The 15,078-nt window shown below is 66.3% G+C and carries 15 protein-coding genes; 7 read left to right on the plus strand and 8 right to left on the minus strand.

All coding sequences use genetic code 11. The annotated features are described in order from the left end of the window. Positions 1-267: 267 nt before the first annotated feature. Both pyrF and ACVOLO_RS15620 read right to left on the minus strand, forming a co-directional pair. On the minus strand, positions 268-987 hold the full coding sequence (gene pyrF, locus ACVOLO_RS15615; protein WP_481571238.1) for an orotidine-5'-phosphate decarboxylase: 720 nt from the start codon (positions 985-987) through the stop codon (positions 268-270). Then, positions 984-1,886, minus strand: a complete 903-nt coding sequence (locus tag ACVOLO_RS15620) for a 5'-nucleotidase, lipoprotein e(P4) family (protein ID WP_481571239.1) — start codon at positions 1,884-1,886, stop codon at positions 984-986. The genes pyrF and ACVOLO_RS15620 overlap by 4 nt, the downstream gene beginning before the upstream one ends. Positions 1,887-2,053: 167 nt before the next feature. Here ACVOLO_RS15620 and ACVOLO_RS15625 point away from each other — a divergent pair, with 167 nt between their 5' ends. Then, positions 2,054-2,722, plus strand: a complete 669-nt coding sequence (locus ACVOLO_RS15625; protein ID WP_481571240.1) for a YceH family protein — start codon at positions 2,054-2,056, stop codon at positions 2,720-2,722. A 108-nt stretch (positions 2,723-2,830) separates the two neighbouring features. On the opposite strand, the gene ACVOLO_RS15630 is transcribed toward ACVOLO_RS15625, so the two are convergent. Further along, positions 2,831-3,109: a hypothetical protein gene (locus ACVOLO_RS15630; RefSeq protein ID WP_481571241.1), complete on the minus strand. Its 279-nt coding sequence runs from the start codon at positions 3,107-3,109 to the stop codon at positions 2,831-2,833. A gap of 154 nt (positions 3,110-3,263) precedes the next feature. On the opposite strand from ACVOLO_RS15630, the gene ACVOLO_RS15635 reads away from it, so the two are divergent. Beyond that, on the plus strand, positions 3,264-3,710 hold the full coding sequence (locus ACVOLO_RS15635) for a nuclear transport factor 2 family protein (RefSeq protein WP_481571242.1): 447 nt from the start codon (positions 3,264-3,266) through the stop codon (positions 3,708-3,710). 132 nt (positions 3,711-3,842) lie between these two features. Next, complete coding sequence (locus tag ACVOLO_RS15640) at positions 3,843-5,054, plus strand: DUF3667 domain-containing protein (protein ID WP_481571243.1); 1,212 nt, start codon at positions 3,843-3,845, stop codon at positions 5,052-5,054. A 41-nt stretch (positions 5,055-5,095) separates the two neighbouring features. Here ACVOLO_RS15640 and tmk read toward each other — a convergent pair whose 3' ends face one another. Together tmk and ACVOLO_RS15650 are read right to left on the minus strand one after the other, a co-directional pair. Beyond that, positions 5,096-5,695, minus strand: a complete 600-nt coding sequence (gene tmk / locus ACVOLO_RS15645; RefSeq protein WP_481571244.1) for a dTMP kinase — start codon at positions 5,693-5,695, stop codon at positions 5,096-5,098. A 134-nt stretch (positions 5,696-5,829) separates the two neighbouring features. Beyond that, positions 5,830-6,330 (minus strand): hypothetical protein, encoded by a 501-nt coding sequence (locus ACVOLO_RS15650; protein WP_481571245.1) that lies wholly within the window; start codon positions 6,328-6,330, stop codon positions 5,830-5,832. A 161-nt stretch (positions 6,331-6,491) separates the two neighbouring features. Here ACVOLO_RS15650 and ACVOLO_RS15655 point away from each other — a divergent pair, with 161 nt between their 5' ends. Together ACVOLO_RS15655 and ACVOLO_RS15660 are read left to right on the plus strand one after the other, a co-directional pair. Further along, positions 6,492-8,975: a DEAD/DEAH box helicase gene (locus tag ACVOLO_RS15655; protein ID WP_481571246.1), complete on the plus strand. Its 2,484-nt coding sequence runs from the start codon at positions 6,492-6,494 to the stop codon at positions 8,973-8,975. After that, positions 8,972-10,060, plus strand: coding sequence for a ribonuclease H-like domain-containing protein (locus ACVOLO_RS15660; RefSeq protein WP_481571247.1), 1,089 nt, complete (start codon positions 8,972-8,974; stop codon positions 10,058-10,060). Before ACVOLO_RS15655 ends, ACVOLO_RS15660 begins: the two co-directional genes overlap by 4 nt. Before the next feature lie 272 nt (positions 10,061-10,332). Here the strand turns inward: ACVOLO_RS15660 and ACVOLO_RS15665 are convergent, their stop codons facing one another. The 3 genes from ACVOLO_RS15665 to ACVOLO_RS15675 form a co-directional block, all read right to left on the minus strand. Beyond that, positions 10,333-12,141, minus strand: coding sequence for a M56 family metallopeptidase (locus tag ACVOLO_RS15665; RefSeq protein ID WP_481571248.1), 1,809 nt, complete (start codon positions 12,139-12,141; stop codon positions 10,333-10,335). A gap of 3 nt (positions 12,142-12,144) precedes the next feature. After that, complete coding sequence (locus ACVOLO_RS15670) at positions 12,145-12,531, minus strand: BlaI/MecI/CopY family transcriptional regulator (protein WP_481571249.1); 387 nt, start codon at positions 12,529-12,531, stop codon at positions 12,145-12,147. 199 nt (positions 12,532-12,730) lie between these two features. After that, complete coding sequence (locus ACVOLO_RS15675; protein WP_481571250.1) at positions 12,731-13,858, minus strand: saccharopine dehydrogenase family protein; 1,128 nt, start codon at positions 13,856-13,858, stop codon at positions 12,731-12,733. Between the two features lie 184 nt (positions 13,859-14,042). Here ACVOLO_RS15675 and ACVOLO_RS15680 point away from each other — a divergent pair, with 184 nt between their 5' ends. Both ACVOLO_RS15680 and ACVOLO_RS15685 read left to right on the plus strand, forming a co-directional pair. Further along, a complete protein-coding gene (locus tag ACVOLO_RS15680) occupies positions 14,043-14,375 on the plus strand; it encodes a hypothetical protein (protein WP_481571251.1) in 333 nt (110 codons plus the stop codon). 247 nt (positions 14,376-14,622) lie between these two features. Next, on the plus strand, positions 14,623-15,021 hold the full coding sequence (locus tag ACVOLO_RS15685; protein WP_481571252.1) for an I78 family peptidase inhibitor: 399 nt from the start codon (positions 14,623-14,625) through the stop codon (positions 15,019-15,021). Positions 15,022-15,078: the final 57 nt, after the last annotated feature.

Below are 15,078 nucleotides of genomic sequence, written 5' to 3' on the forward strand. Positions count from 1 at the left end.
GGGCGGGGCGGGTGGGGCGGTGCCGCCTCCCCACCCCCCACCCCCGAGTCCCCATTCCCGGGTCCACCCCCCAAGCCCCAATCCCTATTCCCCATTCCCGGCTTAAAAAAAAAGAGGCCGCCCCGTTGCCGGTGGCAGACCTCCTCAAGCCGGCGCAAAGCCGGTAGACATGTGTGACGCATCGCCGGCAGTGCCGGACGGGTCGTAGCCTACGCGCCGGATTCAGTTAAAGCAACACTTGATAAACAATAATTCAAGTTATTGATTTCATTGAAATGAATCCGAGATTTCCTTTTGAATCAATAGCGCCGCAGCACGCGGATCGGCGGCCAGGCGGATCGGCCGGCCCACCACGATGGCGTCGGCGCCATCGGCAAACGCTTCGGCAACGCCGACCGTGCGCTGCTGGTCATCACCCACCGGGCCGCCGGGGCGGATGCCCGGGCAGACGATGGAGAAACCGGCGCCGGTGGCCGCGCGGATCGGTGCGGCTTCCTGGCCGGAGGCGATGACGCCATCAATGCCGGCACGCTGGGCGGCCAGCGCGCGCTCGACCACCACGTCCACCGGCTCGCGGTCGATGCCCATCTGCGCCAGATCCGGGCGCCCCATCGAGGTCAGCACGGTCACCGCCAGCAGGCGCATGTCCGAGTTGTTGGCGGTGGCAGCGGCTTCCATCATCGCCGGGTGCCAGCCATGGATAGTGCAGTAGCTCACCGGCCACTGCGACAAACGGCGGATAACGCCTGCGATCGTGGCGGGAATGTCGAAGAACTTCAGGTCAACAAACACGCGCTTGTCGCGTTTGGCCAGTTCATCCAGCACGTCGAAGTATTCGCCGGAGGCCAGCAGCTCCATGCCGATCTTGTAGAACGACACAGCATCGCCCATGCGCTCCACCCATTCGATGGCCTGCGCCTTGCCCGGCACATCCAGGGCAAAGATCAGCTTTTCGTCATTGCGCAGCGGCAGCGGGGCACGGCTCATCGGGCCACCTCCAGCGCATCACGCTTGGCCGCGTTGCGCTTGTCAGCCGGCAGCGACCAGGCGTTGTTGAACGACGCACCTTCCCAGCCGCCATACGTGGGGTTGGGCAGGATCCACCAGCGCGAGCCGATCCAGCCCTGGTACTTGTCCAGCAGGGCATCGCGCGTGGCCAGGGTGTTGTCTTCGACCTGCAGGAAATCGGTGAACTGGTCGCCCACCTGCATCAGCACGCGGTACTGCTGCGCCACCAGCTGGCGGCGGCAACCCTTCTCGCTGCCCACCTCGGTGCAACCCGGCACCGGCGTGCCCAGGCCGAGGTAAACGCTGTCATCGGCCACCGGGAAACCCACCTTGCGCAGGTTGGCGATGGTCACGTCCTTCATCGCCGCAGTGCGGTTGCTGATGTAGATCATGGTCACGCCCTTGGACGCGGCCAGCTGCGCGAAATGCACGGCACCGGGCACCGGCTCGGCCTTCTGCTCGTCCACCCAGGCGGCCCAGGTGGCGTCGTTGTAGCTGCTGCCATCACGCACCAGGCGTGCCTGGTAGGGCGCGTTGTCCAGCACGGTTTCGTCCACATCCACCACCACGGCCGGCTTCAACTTGCCGGACTGGTGGTTGCCGCCTTCCTCGGGCAGCAAGGCGGTCCAGGTCGGGTCGGCGAGTGCGCGATCCAGCTGCGTGGCGGCCAGCGCCCAGGTCTGCAAGGCGCTGGCGCGGTATTCCTGCGAACGCTGCACCCACAGCACGGCATTGAGGTTGTCGTTGGGACCAAGGGCGGCATCGACCGCGGCAGGGGCGGCCGGCGTGGCCGGCTGCTGCAGCGAGCCCGTCGACGTGCAGGCGGCCAGCGACAACAGGGCGCCAGCCAGCAAAGTGAAGGCAGGGAATCGGGACATGGGAACTACCGGGAATCTTCCAGAACCCGGCAAGTTTACCGACTCCCCACCCGGGCCGCCCCGAACAGGAAAAAACCGGGGTCAACGTCGGGTTGGTCCAAAACCGGCTCTGACCCCGGTTTCTGCCCTCGGCTATCCTTGCGCCCCCGCGTGACGGAACAGCGACGATGACCGACGACAGCCAGCAAGCCCCTACCTTCCCCATTCTCGACGCCGCCCAGGCACGCGCGCTGGGTTGCCTGATCGAAAAGGAAGCCACCACGCCGGACGCCTACCCGCTCACCGTCAACGCCACCCAGGTCGCTGCCAACCAGAAGACCGCCCGCGAGCCGGTGATGAACCTGGATGCCGGCAAGGTGCAGCACGCGCTGCGCCAGCTGGAAAACCTGGGCCTGGCGCGCCAGCATTTCTCCTCGCGCGCCGAGCGCTATGAGCACCTGGCCGGCGTCAAGCTTGACCTGCCACGCCAGCAGGTGGCCCTGCTTGGCCTGCTGCTGCTGCGCGGCCCGCAGACCGCTGGCGAACTGGGCACCCGCAGCGAGCGCATGGCCCGGTTTGCCGATGCCGCCGACCTGCGCCACCAGCTCGAACGCCTGCAGCAGCGCGGCCTGGTCGTGCAGCTGCCGCGTGCCAGCGGCCAGCGTGAAGACCGCTACATGCACCTGATGTGCGGCCCGCTGGACATGGAAGCCCTGGCCGAAACCTACAAGTCGGCACCGGCTGCCGCAGGCGCGGCGGGCAACAGTGCGCTGGAAGCCCGCGTGCAGCAGTTGGAAGCCACGGTCGCCGAGTTGCAGCAGCAGCTGGCCGAGTTGAAGGCGGCGGTTGGCGGTTGAGCCGGATAACCAGCCAATTTCAGAAACAAGACCCTGCCGCCACTGCTTTCGCTTGCGCCCTCCCCTTTTCGTGATGTGGAGCGGAGGGCAGGCGAAGCCGTTCGATGTCTAGGGAAGAAACAGCATCACCACCGGCACACCGTTGATGAGCATGCCGACGTAACCCATCCATTCGCGGCTTTCCTTGCGCCAGCGCGAGGCGATACCCAGGCAGGTGCCAATCACGCCACCGCCGATGACGATACCCAGCCCGGTGGCGAGCTTTTCCAGGCCACCATGGACCACCGATACCGCGATGAAGCCCACCAGCAACGTCAGCAGCGGCATCAACAGCGACATCAGGCCCAGCCAGTACGGGCGCTGCGGTGTTGGCGAAATGGATTCCATGGGCGAACAGCGTCCTGATGGGGTGCGGCCCACGGTACGGCATGTCCGGTGCCCGCTTCCAGCGTTGCCGCCGCGCCAATGCAATGACCGACGGCACATGGTCGGCAGGTACGCCACTGGCACGCTGGCGGCACCTTCAAGGCAGGTACGGACCATGGCGATGCGAGCGATGCGCGGGTGGATGTTGGCGGGCCTGTTGCTGGCCGGCACGGCCGGCGCCACACCGCCGGATACGGCCACATTGAAGGCCGTTGAAGCCACCGCCCATGACTACATGGACGGGCAACTGGAAGGCGATGTGGCACGCGTGACGCGCGCGCTGCATCCGGATCTGGCCAAGCGCAACCTGGTCGCCAACCCGAATGAAACGCTGGGCCTGGGCCGGATGAGCTCCGATGAGCTGATCCGCTATACCCGCGAGGGCGCGCTGAAGACGCCGCGTGCGCAATGGCAACGGACGATCACCGTGCTGGCGGTGGACGAGGACATCGCCACGGTGCGCGTGGAGAGCCCGTGGTTCATCGACCACCTGCAGATGGGCCGTTTCGACGGGCGCTGGGTGATCGTCAATGCGTTGTGGCACCGGAAGGCGCGGCGCTGAAAGCCGCCTTGCCTCCCTCCACAGATGGAAGAAAGACACAGTCTTCAGCCTCCACTTTGAGACCTGAGACTGAACACCATTGGCAAACGCCGCTATCGTAAGCGGCTTCCGTCAGCCGCCTGCCGTCAGCACATGAGCCAGACCGACGCTTTGCCCGTTATCGCGCAACACGCTGTCACCGAGGAAGCGCCACCGCAGGCGCACGGCAACTGCGAGAACTGCCGCACCACGCTGCAGGGCCACTACTGCCATGCCTGCGGGCAGTCCTCGCACAATCCGCTCAAGCATGTCGGACATGCGATCGAGGAGGTGTTCGAGTCGTTCTGGCATCTGGACGGGCGCATCTTCCGCACGCTGCGTGACCTGCTGGTGCCGGGCAAGGTCGCGGCCAACTTCCTCAAGGGCCAGCGCGTGGGTTACGTGCAGCCGCTGCGGTTGTTCGTGATCCTCACCCTGTTCACCTTCTTCGTCGGCAAGCTGACCCTGCACGTCAACGACTTCAGCGTGGGCAATGGCGGCACCTCGATCTACTCCACGGCAAAGACCGTGGAGGAAGTGGAAACGCTGCGTGCCGCGCAGGAAGCGGAGATCACGCGCCAACAGAAGGACTCGCCCACCGCGGCGGCGGCTTTCGCCATGGCCATGGCCGCGGTGAACACCGCCGCGGCGCAGCGCACGGCCGAACTCAAGCAACAGGCCCCGGCAACATCCACGACCGAATCGGCCATGAGCCGTGCCTCGCAGGCTGCAACGCGCGCGGCCGGGCGGCACGGCACCTTCTTCGACTACCAGATCGGCGGCAAGCCATGGGACGCGGAAACCAACCCGTTGGTGTTCTCCAGCCTGCCAACCTTCGCCAACAACTGGCTCAACCGTCGCCTGGCCAACAGCAACGCCAACATCGAACGCATGGGCGGCAAAACCGACCTGTACATCCAGGCCATTCTCACCGCCCTGCCCGGCGCGCTGTTCTTCCTGATGCCGCTGTTTGCACTGGTGCTGCGCGTGGCCTACGTCGGGCGCGGCATCGGCTACCTGGAACACCTGGTGGTGGCGCTGTACAGCCATGCCTGGCTGATGCTGGTGCTGCTGGCGACATTCGTCACGATCGGCATCACCGGCGCCATCGGCGCCATCGGCAACCCGGTGGTGAACGTCATTGCCGACGGCATCTACGTGGTGCTGTGGATGGCCATGCCGGTCTACCTGCTGTGGATGCAGCAGCGCGTGTACGGCGGGCGCTGGTGGGTGACGCTGCCGCGTTACCTGTTCATCGGCAGCATCTACTTTTTCCTGGTGGTGTTCGTGGTGATGTACGCGGTGCTGGCCGGGGTCTCCGCGTAGTCGCGGCCGCTGCCGAAACGCGACTCTGACCCCGGTTCTGCCTACAGCTCGGCGATGGCGGCCAGGGCATCACGCAGCACGTCGGCTTCGCTCTGGCTGGCATCGATGACGCGTTTGTTCGGCAGTTCCAGCTGCTGGAAGATCACCCGGCAGCGTTCCAGGTTCTGCGCGGTTTCAAAATGATTGGGCTTGTCGCCGCGGGCGCGGATGCGCTCCAGCCCCTGCTCCGGTGCCAGGTCCAACAGCAACAGCAGGTGCGGGCGCGGGGCGAAGTCGTTGGCGTGCAGCAGCTCGTCCAGCGGCAGGCCGGCGGCGCCCTGGTAGGCCACCATCGACGGGAAGTAACGGTCCAGGATCACCACCTCGCCACGCGCAAGCGCCGGCTGGATCACCTCTTCCACATGCTGGCGGCGGTCGTGCAGCAGGAATTCGACCTCCTGCTCCGGGCTCAGGCGGCCGGTGGCGGCGGACTGGCGCAGGCGCGTGCCCCACGGGCCGTTGGTCGGCTCCTTGCCCAGCACGACCTTGGCACCCGCGTTCTCGAGGAGACGGGCCAGCGAATGGGCAAGGGTGGTCTTGCCGGCGCCATCAATGCCTTCGATGGCGATCAGCAGGCCGCCGGGAATCTGTTGTTTGATCATGGCGCGTACTTTAAACGTTTGGGCGCGCGGGGTTGATCTGCATTTTGCTGTTTGGGGGTTTGCTTGGCGGGAGCCTGCCCGCACCCCAACCCCTCTCCCGCTTGCGGGAGAGGGGCTTTAGACCGCCTTGCCGCTCAGCGCTCCTGAGCTGCGCAGTCGCCCGCTTCGCAGTACGCGTCGGCGCGGCGTTGCTGCTGCTCGGTCAGTTCCGGCGGTGGCCGGGCAACGGCCGACTGGATCTGGTCACGGCCGTTGCTGAGCTTGTGCAGGCCCTTGGCGGCGGCCATCAGCCCGTAATTGATGCCCATGAACAAGTAGCCGCCGCTCATGCTGACCTGCTCCGGCGAGGGCGGCTCGCTCCAGGATTTGCTGAAACGGTTGGGCGCGGGCTCGACCGGGTTCTTGAAGCGGTACAGGTCCAGCGGTTCGTCGTCTTCGGGCTTGAGCGCGCGTACTTCGCCCAGGGTGGTGACGTTGCCCTCGGCCTGGGCCGGTGGCGGGAATGCGTCCTGCGCCGCATCGGCCTGCGCATCGGCGGCGACCTGCTGCGGTTGTGCCGGCGCAGCCTGCTGTGCCTGCACCGTGCCGGCCAGCATCATGCCGGCCATCATTGCTCCCTGCCATCCACGCACCATCACCATTGCCACCTTCGCCTCGTGTACCTGGCGAAGCTTACGGACACCGGCTTCAGATTTCGTTGCAGCAGCGTCCACGTTCAGCCGACAGCCGCATACCTGTCTCACAGGCTGAGACCCGTTTGTGCTTCCATGCCCTCCTTTGATCGGCAGTTGCGTGCATGGCGTTCTCCCTCGCTCCCCGCACCGAAGCCAGCGAACGGGCGCTGGCAACCACCGATGGCCTGCCCTCGCGTGACGGCTCGCTGCTCGGCCAGCGCCTGGCGCGGCGCTACAAGGACCGGGTCACCGGCAGCTTCACCCTCCCCGGCCGCGAAGGCAGTTACGCGCCGATTCCCGATGACGTCCCTGATGCGCTGAAAGCCGCCCTGAAGGCACGCGGTATCGAGCAGCTGTACTCGCACCAGGCCGACGCTTGGGCTGCCACCCAGCGCGGCGAGCACGTTGCCATCGTCACCCCCACCGCTTCGGGCAAGTCGCTGTGCTACACGCTGCCGGTGGTGAGCGCGGCGATGCAGGGCAATGCCAAGGCCTTGTACCTGTTCCCGACCAAGGCGCTGGCGCAGGACCAGGTGGCCGAGCTGCTGGAGCTCAACCGCGCCGGTGACCTGGGCGTCAAGGCGTTCACCTTCGACGGCGATACGCCCGGCGATGCGCGGCAGGCGATTCGCCTGCATGGCGACATCGTGGTCAGCAACCCGGACATGCTGCACCAGGCCATCCTGCCGCATCACACCAAGTGGGCGCAGTTCTTCGAGAACCTGCGCTATGTGGTGATTGATGAGATCCACACCTATCGCGGCGTGTTCGGCAGCCACGTCACCAATGTGATCCGCCGGCTCAAGCGCATCTGCGCGTTCTATGGCGTGCAACCGCAGTTCATCCTGTGCTCGGCCACCATCGGCAACCCGCATGCGCATGCCGAAGCGCTGGTGGAAGAACGCGTGCATGCCATCACCGAAAGTGGCGCACCCACCGGGCCCAAGCATGTGCTGCTGTGGAATCCGCCGGTCATCAACCCGGATCTTGGCCTGCGCGCGTCGGCGCGTTCACAGGCCAACCGCATTGCCCGCATCGCGATCAAGAGTGGTTTGAAAACGCTGGTGTTTGCGCAGACACGCTTGATGGTGGAAGTGCTGACCAAATACCTGAAGGACATTTTCGACAACGACCCGCGCAAGCCGGCGCGCATCCGCGCGTACCGCGGCGGCTATCTGCCGACCGAGCGCCGCGAGGTGGAGCGGGCCATGCGCGCGGGCGACATCGACGGCATCGTCAGTACCTCCGCCTTGGAGCTGGGCGTGGATATCGGCGCGCTGGACGTGGTGATCCTCAACGGTTACCCGGGCAGCGTTGCGGCGACGTGGCAGCGCTTTGGTCGTGCCGGCCGCCGCCAGCAGGCCGCACTGGGCGTGATGGTGGCCAGCAGCCAGCCGCTGGACCAGTACGTGGTGCGGCATCCGGATTTCTTCGCCAATGCCACGCCCGAGCACGCGCGCATTTCGCCGGATCAACCGCTGATCCTGTTCGACCACATCCGCTGCGCCGCCTTCGAGTTGCCGTTCATGAGTGGTGAACCGTTCGGGCCGATTGACCCGCTGGTGTTCCTGCAGGCGCTGGCTGAGACCGAGGTGATCCACCAGGAAGGCGACCGCTGGGAATGGATTGCCGACAGCTACCCGGCCAACGCGGTGAGCCTGCGTGCAGTGGCGGATGGCAACTTCGTGGTGGTGGACCGCAGCGACGGCAAGCAGAAGATCATCGCCGAGGTGGATTATTCCGCCGCCGCGCTCACCCTGTACGAAGGCGCCATCCACATGGTGCAGAGCACGCCGTACCAGGTGGAGCGTTTGGATTGGGAGGGCCGCAAGGCCTATGTCACCCGCACGCATGTGGACTATTACACCGACAGCATCGACTACACCAAGCTCAAGGTGCTGGACCGTTTCGACGGCAACGGCGCCGGCCGTGGCGATTCGCATCACGGTGAAGTGCATGTGGTGCGGCGCGTGGCCGGCTACAAGAAAATCCGTTACTACACGCACGAGAACATCGGCTACGGCCCAGTCAATCTACCCGATCAGGAGCTGCACACCACGGCGGTGTGGTGGCAATTGCCGCAGGCCACCTTGCTGCGCAGCTTCGTGCAGAAGCAGGACGCGCTCGACGGCTTTCTCGGCGCCGCCTATGCGTTGCACATCGTCGCCACGGTCGCGGTAATGGCCGATGCGCGCGACCTGCAGAAGGCAGTGGGCAATGGCGACGGCGCGTGGTTCGCGGTGGCCGATCAAACTGGTCGCGGACAACTGCGCGGTACTGAAGGCAGCGAAGGTGCGGTGGAGCTGATGCAGAGCTTCGTACCCACCGTATACCTGTACGACAACTTCCCCGGCGGCGTCGGCCTGAGTGAACCGTTGTGGCAGCGCCAAGGCGAATTGGTGCAGCGCGCGTTGGAGCTGGTCGAACGCTGCGACTGCACCGCCGGTTGCCCGGCCTGTGTCGGCCCGGTGTTGGCCGCGCAAGAGGAAGGCGATGGCATCACCCCGCGCTCGCTGGCCTTGCGGGTGTTGTCGCTGTTGTCGGCCGAGCGTTGCGATCAGGTACAGGCCGTCGTGGTTGATGAGGCACTCGACCTGCTGCCATGAGCATCAGCCTGGACAAGCTGAAGGCGCTGCGCAAGCAGGCGGGCCATGCGGAAAAGCCCAGCCACACGGCAACCGGCGATTCCCCCGTAGGAGCGGCCTTGGCCGCGAAGCCGGTACAGGGGAATGTCGATTCGGAGCCTGCAACTGCAACACGTTCTTCGCCAGCTGCGGAGGCATTGTCAGCTTCGCGGCCGAGGTCGCTCCTACCGGCACCGGAGGAATCGGTGTTTGGCTGGGTGGACGCCATCCAGCACAAGCCGACGACACCGGCACGTCGCACACAGGACGGCGATGCACTTCGCAGGTTGCTGGCCTCACGCAACCGTGCGGTTGCTGCGGCACCGCGCGTCGTGCGCAGCGGCCCGGTCGACCGTGCACTTCCCGGCGTGGAAATTGCACCGGGCCTGCATCTGATTGAGGCGTTTCTGCCGCAGGCCATTCCCGCGCAGCCGCTGTCGCTGGCTTTCAGCAAGCGCCCGGAAGAACACGTACAGGTGCACGACCTGCTGTTCTTCGACACCGAAACCACCGGCCTGGCCGGTGGCACGGGCACCCGTGCCTTCATGATCGGCGCGGCCGATTGGTACTGCGACAGCGCGCGCGGCGAAGGCCTGCGCGTGCGTCAGCTGCTGATGTCCACGATGGGCGCGGAGAGCGCCATGCTGGACGTGTTTTCCAGTTGGCTGTCGGCAGCCACGGTGTTGTCCAGCTACAACGGCCGCAGCTACGACGCGCCCCTGCTCAAGACCCGCTATCGACTGGCGCGGCGTGGTGATCCGATCTCGACACTGGATCACGTGGACCTGCTGTATCCCACCCGCCGCCGGTATCGCGGCACCTGGGAGAACTGCCGGCTGGCAACCATCGAGCGCAACCTGCTGCAGATCGCCCGCGAAGATGACCTGCCCGGTTCCGAGGCGCCGGCCGCGTGGCTCAGCTACCTGCGCGGTGGCAGCGCGCGCAACCTGCGCCGTGTCGGTGAGCACAACCACCAGGACGTGGTGACGTTGGCGCAGTTGTTCCTGCGCCTGGTGCAGGCCGAGGCGGATGAGCGGGCGGTGTTGGCGCTGGGGGAAGTGCGCTGAGGTTTGGGCTTTGGGGCTTTGGGGCTTTGCTTTTGCTTTGGCCTCTCCCTTCTCCCCTTGCGGGACGACAACCCGGCAGGATTGCCGGGTTGCACGGCGAAGCCGCCCGAAGGGTGAGGCACATGGATGTGCCGAATGCAGGTGCCCGAAGGGCGGAAGAGGGGGAGAGGTTTTTCGCTTCTAGCTTCTAAAGCCCCTCTCCCCAACCCCTCTCCCGTAAAGGGAGAGGGGCTTTAAAGCAGGGCTTTAAAGCACGCCAGCAGCCCTGCCCTTCACCCGCGAAGCGGCTCGGCCACGCCCTCGCGGATCGCCCGCTCGATCAACTGCTCTGCCTCGCGACGTGCCCGCTGGCTCGCGGCGGCCTGTTGCTTGCCCAGTTCGGCCTGCTGTTTGCCCAGCTCGACCTGCTGACGTGCCAACTGCTGCATTTCCTCGCGCATGACCGGGTCGTCCATTTCTGCGCGCGCCTTCTCCGCCTCGCGACGCGCATCTTCGGCAATGCGGCGCATGGATTCGGCACTCTCATTGGAGGACAGCGCCAGCTGTGCCCGCTGTGTGGCAATGGCACCGATGCGGGCGCCGATCTCGCTCATGCGCCCACCGATTTCGGCCTGACGCTCACCCAGCTTGCCCTGCTGGGCGCCCAGCTTGCCCTGTGCCTCACCCAGGCGGCGGGTTTCGGCGTGGATCTGCTGGAAGCGGTCCAGTGTGGCGGCATCGCGGACCACGTAACGGCGGCCATCACGGCGCAGCAGCATCACGCCGTTGCCCTCATCCAGACGCTGGGCTTCGCGCAGGTCGGCGATGGAGCCGTCCATGTAGTTGTGGTCGCCCTTCAGCAGTACATAACTGTCAGCGTTTGAATCGCTTCTGAGATGGATCACGCCCTGCGTGCTCATCGGTTTGGCCGGCGCGGGCGGCGCAGGAGGAGCTGCCGGCGGTGCCGGTGGCGCCGGCATCTCGCTGCCATCGGTGTGGATCACCGTGCGCGACACCTGTGTGCCCTTGCTCGCGGCCGCTGGCGCCGGCGGGGCAGGCGGTACCGCCACCGCGGCCGGCGGCGCAGGAGGTGCGGGGGGCACAGGTGGGGCCGGCATGGCCACCAGGCGCATCGGCACCACACCGACGAGGGCCACGGCCGCCAGGATCAGGCCTGCACCGAGACGCGAAAAGGACGACGTGTTCTGCAACATGAGCAGTCTCCGCTTGAGGCTGAGGAAGGTGGGCGAGGCGCTGGCCAGGCCCGCTCCCGGGCGAGGGGCAACACCCAGCTGCAACAACAGGCGCCCGTAGTGCTGGCGGCAATGGCGGTCGCCGGCAACCACCGCCGCATCCACCGCCGCTTCGCGGGCAATGGCGTATTCGCGGGCGGCGATGTGCACCAGTGGGTTGAAGAAAAACAGGTGCTGCGCCAGCGCGGGCACCAGGCCCAGCCACAGGTCATGCCGCTGCAGATGCACCAGTTCGTGGGTCAAGGCCATGTCCAGGTCGTCATCGCCCATGCGCTGCAGGCCACGCGCCGGCAGCAGCAACACCGGGCGCCATGGGCCGATGAGCTGCGGGGAGTCGATGGCGGTACTCAGCATCAACCGCGGCGCGCGCGGCAGGCCATGCGCTTCGGACGCCAGCTGCAGTGCGGCCTTGAGTTTGTGGTCATTGCACGGCTGCGCATTGCGTACCAGCGTGCGACTGGCATGCCACGCCAGCGCGGTACGCAGTGCCATCACCACCACACCGGCCTGCCACAGCAGCATGAGCACCTGCTGCCACGACCAGCCGCTGTCCGCCGGCAGTGGCTTCATCACGACCAGCGGCGCGGCGTGGTTCTGCGCCGCGGCCGCGCCGGCCTGCTGCACCAGCGTCACCGATTCGGCCGCCGGCAGCAGCGGCAGTTCCAGCGGTGCGGCCCAGAACAGGCCCACCACTGCCTGCAGTGCCACCAGCCACCACAGGCCACACTGGGTGCTGGCCGGCAGGCGCCGCACGTAACGGCACAGGGCCCAGACCAGCGCGGTGAGCACCGCGGTCTGCACGCTGGTGGCGAGCAGGCGGTTGCCCAGCAGTTCGAGCAGGCTGTCCATGACTCAATCCTCCCGGCGCTGCGATTGCAGCTTGCTGACCAGCGCTTCGAGTTCGGCCAGTTCGTTGTCGCTGACCTCGGCTTTTTCCGACATCCAGGCCACGAACGGCGAGATCGAACCCTGCAGGGTTTTCTCGACGAAGCTGCCCACCGCACTGTTCACCACCTCCTGTTGCTCGGCGGTGGTGTGGTAGCGGTACACGCCTTCATGCGCCGCACGCTGCAGATAACCCTTGCTGCGCAGGCGCTCCATCATCGTCAGCACCGTCGAACGGGCCAGCCCGCGCGACTCGCCGTACCGTGCTGCCACCTCGCCCACGCTGGTGGGCTCGTTCTCTCCGATGTACTGCAGCAGGGCCAGCTCCTGGTCCCCGACGGTCTTGCGGCGCATGCCACGCTCCAGTGACTACATGTGTCGTCACCGTAAGGATGACTACAAATGTAGTCAATAGCCTGGAAGACACCCCCTCTCCGTCCAGGCTGAATGCTTCAGGTTGCAGCAGCGGTGCCAAACCCTGCCGGGCAAGACCCGCAGGCAGCATCGGCAAGGCCCGGCAATGCGGAGCCACCCTGCTACCGAAAGCAGGTACTCAGGACACCGCGCTTTCAATCTGCCAGCGCGCGAACTCGCTCTCGAACTCGGCAAGGCTGATCAGGCCAACGCACGCATATGCGCCCACCGGCAGCGGCTCGCCCCGGGCAAAGCGGCGGGCCAGCAGCACGGCGGCGAAGGTGGGGATTTCCGGGCCGTGCAGCATCGGTGCGGTGAGGTCCCAGTACACCGTTTGTTCCCGGCCATCGCGTACGCCGCGCAGGGTCACGCGCATGCCGCCCAGGTCGCTGCCGAAGCGGTCGAAGCACCGGCCTGCACGTGCGAACACGCCCGCCAGTGCCTTCATCGGCAACGGCAGGCCGATACGGCGCAGCCCTGCGATGGCAGCCAGGCAGCGCGAGAGAAACGGCAGTTCCAGCGCCGCGCGGAAGCGCACCGTGTGCACGCCCGGATAACGCTGCATCAGCAGATCGTGGTCGGGCACATCACACGGCGAGGCCAGGCGCGGGCCGATATGTGCGAAGCGGACCGGCTGCGGATTGCCCCAACCGATCACACGCTGCCAACGGCCGTCGATCCAGCACTCAAACGCCTGCCCGCAATACGACAGCACCGCGCGCACGGTGGCCATGCCCAGCGGCGTGGCCTGTGCCGGAGCAATGACGATGTCGATGGCGTGCAACTGCTCGAACCGGCCCTGCAATGCATCCACCACCGCACTGGAGAGCGCCGGCAGGGTGCTGGCGCCGCTGATCGCACTGCGCTGCGCATGGCGTGCGTCAGCATCCACCTGCGCGGGGAAATCGCGGACGAAATCACGCCCGTCGGCAAGGTCGATGTAATGCATGCCGGCCTGCAGGCAGGCACGCGCAACGTCGAAGCCCTGTCCCTGGAATGGCCCGGCGGTATGAATGACCAGATGCGCACCTGTGGCCGCCAGCGCCGCAGTGAAATCCGGATCGGTGGTATCCAGCCGGCACAGCTCAATGGCGGCCAGATCCACACCCGGCAGATGCGCTGCTGCATGCGCCGGATTGCGGCCGGCCGCAATGACCGTGATGCCCGGGGTCCTGGCCAGCGCACGCACGATGCGCGCGCCGAAGTGACCGTAACCGCCCAGTACGAGAACGCGACAGCCTTCCTGCTGCATCGGTACATCCTGCATTGATGGATGCGCGATTATCCGCCAACACGGTGGCCTGCCCCGAATCTGCAAACGGCCCGGGTGACCGCGGGCGTTGCGCGCCACGGGACATGCGCATTGTTGACGCCGAGCAAGCGGATTCATCCGCTGCATACAGATGCCGCGCCATGCTGGGCGCTCGTTCCCGTACCTCCCGGAGTACGCCATGTACCGTCTGCTTGCACTGCCTGCTGCCGCGCTGTTGTTGTCGGCATGCAATTCCGCCTACGTCGCCGATGTGCAGCCGATTGACGGGGTGATCTCCGGCCAATGCCATGCGGACATGGTCCGTGGCGCCGTCGGGCTGGCCGCCGCACCGGGCACCATCGAGCGTGCACGCGTGGACAGCGACAGCCTGGAGGTCAACGTCATCCGTGGCCAGGAACAGCGCAACGGGCATGCCAACTCGGTCGATGTGGCATCGGCTTCAACCGGCGGCAGCCGGCTCACCATTGAAGTCGGCCGCACCAACAACATCACTGCGATCCATTGCGGCTGAACACGCTTGAGAGCACGCGGGCCAGGCGCTGCCGTGCATCGCTGCAATCCCCCGCTCGCAAAGGACGGGCGTTGGCATGCGCCCATCTGCCACTGCCTGCAACGCGACGGCCCGCGCATGTACCTCGTCCGTCGGATGACGGCACGCATTGTCCCGAACAGTTGCTGCACGCAGCGCCATCGCAACGGCCGCAGCCGGCCCGCTTGGCGATATGCTGCAGCATCATCCAACACGTTCTGGAGTACCGATGCAGTTTCCGACGACGACGCGCGGCCTTCGCCGCCCCGCCGCCCTGATTGCCACGCTTTCGCTGGTGCTGGCACTGGGCGCCTGCGCAGGCCCGGCCCCGGAAGAACAGGACGAAGCCCTGGACAAGGCACAACAGGCCGCCACTGCCGCGGCCACACCCGATCCAGACGGCGCCGCGGCACCGCCACCGCCGGCCAGCTGTGACGCCAGCCAGGTACAGGGGCTGGTTGGCCAGGCGTGGACCGAAACGCTGCAGACCCAGGCCAAGGAAGATTCCGGCGCCAATGACGTGCGCATGCTCAAGCCCAACCAGGCCGTCACGATGGAGTTCAACGGCGAGCGCCTGAACATCGAAACCGATGAAAAGGGCACCATCACCGGCCTGCGCTGCGGCTGATCCCGGCTGAACAGGCGGCAGCCAAAGCCTTGCCCCGCAAGGCTTTGGTTGCGATAG

It is taken from the genome of Stenotrophomonas sp. STEN056, assembly GCF_056759635.1.

What these genes read in the sequence shown, in the direction of transcription:
- ACVOLO_RS15655 (WP_481571246.1), top strand. Translation starts at nt 6,492, where the DNA reads ATGGCGTTCTCCCTCGCTCCCCGCACCGAAGCCAGCGAACGGGCGCTG.
- ACVOLO_RS15680 (WP_481571251.1), top strand. Translation starts at nt 14,043, where the DNA reads ATGTACCGTCTGCTTGCACTGCCTGCTGCCGCGCTGTTGTTGTCGGCA.
- ACVOLO_RS15630 (WP_481571241.1), bottom strand. Translation starts at nt 3,109, where the DNA reads ATGGAATCCATTTCGCCAACACCGCAGCGCCCGTACTGGCTGGGCCTG.
- ACVOLO_RS15640 (WP_481571243.1), top strand. Translation starts at nt 3,843, where the DNA reads ATGAGCCAGACCGACGCTTTGCCCGTTATCGCGCAACACGCTGTCACC.
- ACVOLO_RS15635 (WP_481571242.1), top strand. Translation starts at nt 3,264, where the DNA reads ATGGCGATGCGAGCGATGCGCGGGTGGATGTTGGCGGGCCTGTTGCTG.
- ACVOLO_RS15675 (WP_481571250.1), bottom strand. Translation starts at nt 13,858, where the DNA reads ATGCAGGATGTACCGATGCAGCAGGAAGGCTGTCGCGTTCTCGTACTG.
- ACVOLO_RS15650 (WP_481571245.1), bottom strand. Translation starts at nt 6,330, where the DNA reads ATGGTGCGTGGATGGCAGGGAGCAATGATGGCCGGCATGATGCTGGCC.
- ACVOLO_RS15670 (WP_481571249.1), bottom strand. Translation starts at nt 12,531, where the DNA reads ATGCGCCGCAAGACCGTCGGGGACCAGGAGCTGGCCCTGCTGCAGTAC.
- pyrF (WP_481571238.1), bottom strand. Translation starts at nt 987, where the DNA reads ATGAGCCGTGCCCCGCTGCCGCTGCGCAATGACGAAAAGCTGATCTTT.
- ACVOLO_RS15685 (WP_481571252.1), top strand. Translation starts at nt 14,623, where the DNA reads ATGCAGTTTCCGACGACGACGCGCGGCCTTCGCCGCCCCGCCGCCCTG.
- tmk (WP_481571244.1), bottom strand. Translation starts at nt 5,695, where the DNA reads ATGATCAAACAACAGATTCCCGGCGGCCTGCTGATCGCCATCGAAGGC.
- ACVOLO_RS15625 (WP_481571240.1), top strand. Translation starts at nt 2,054, where the DNA reads ATGACCGACGACAGCCAGCAAGCCCCTACCTTCCCCATTCTCGACGCC.
- ACVOLO_RS15665 (WP_481571248.1), bottom strand. Translation starts at nt 12,141, where the DNA reads ATGGACAGCCTGCTCGAACTGCTGGGCAACCGCCTGCTCGCCACCAGC.
- ACVOLO_RS15660 (WP_481571247.1), top strand. Translation starts at nt 8,972, where the DNA reads ATGAGCATCAGCCTGGACAAGCTGAAGGCGCTGCGCAAGCAGGCGGGC.
- ACVOLO_RS15620 (WP_481571239.1), bottom strand. Translation starts at nt 1,886, where the DNA reads ATGTCCCGATTCCCTGCCTTCACTTTGCTGGCTGGCGCCCTGTTGTCG.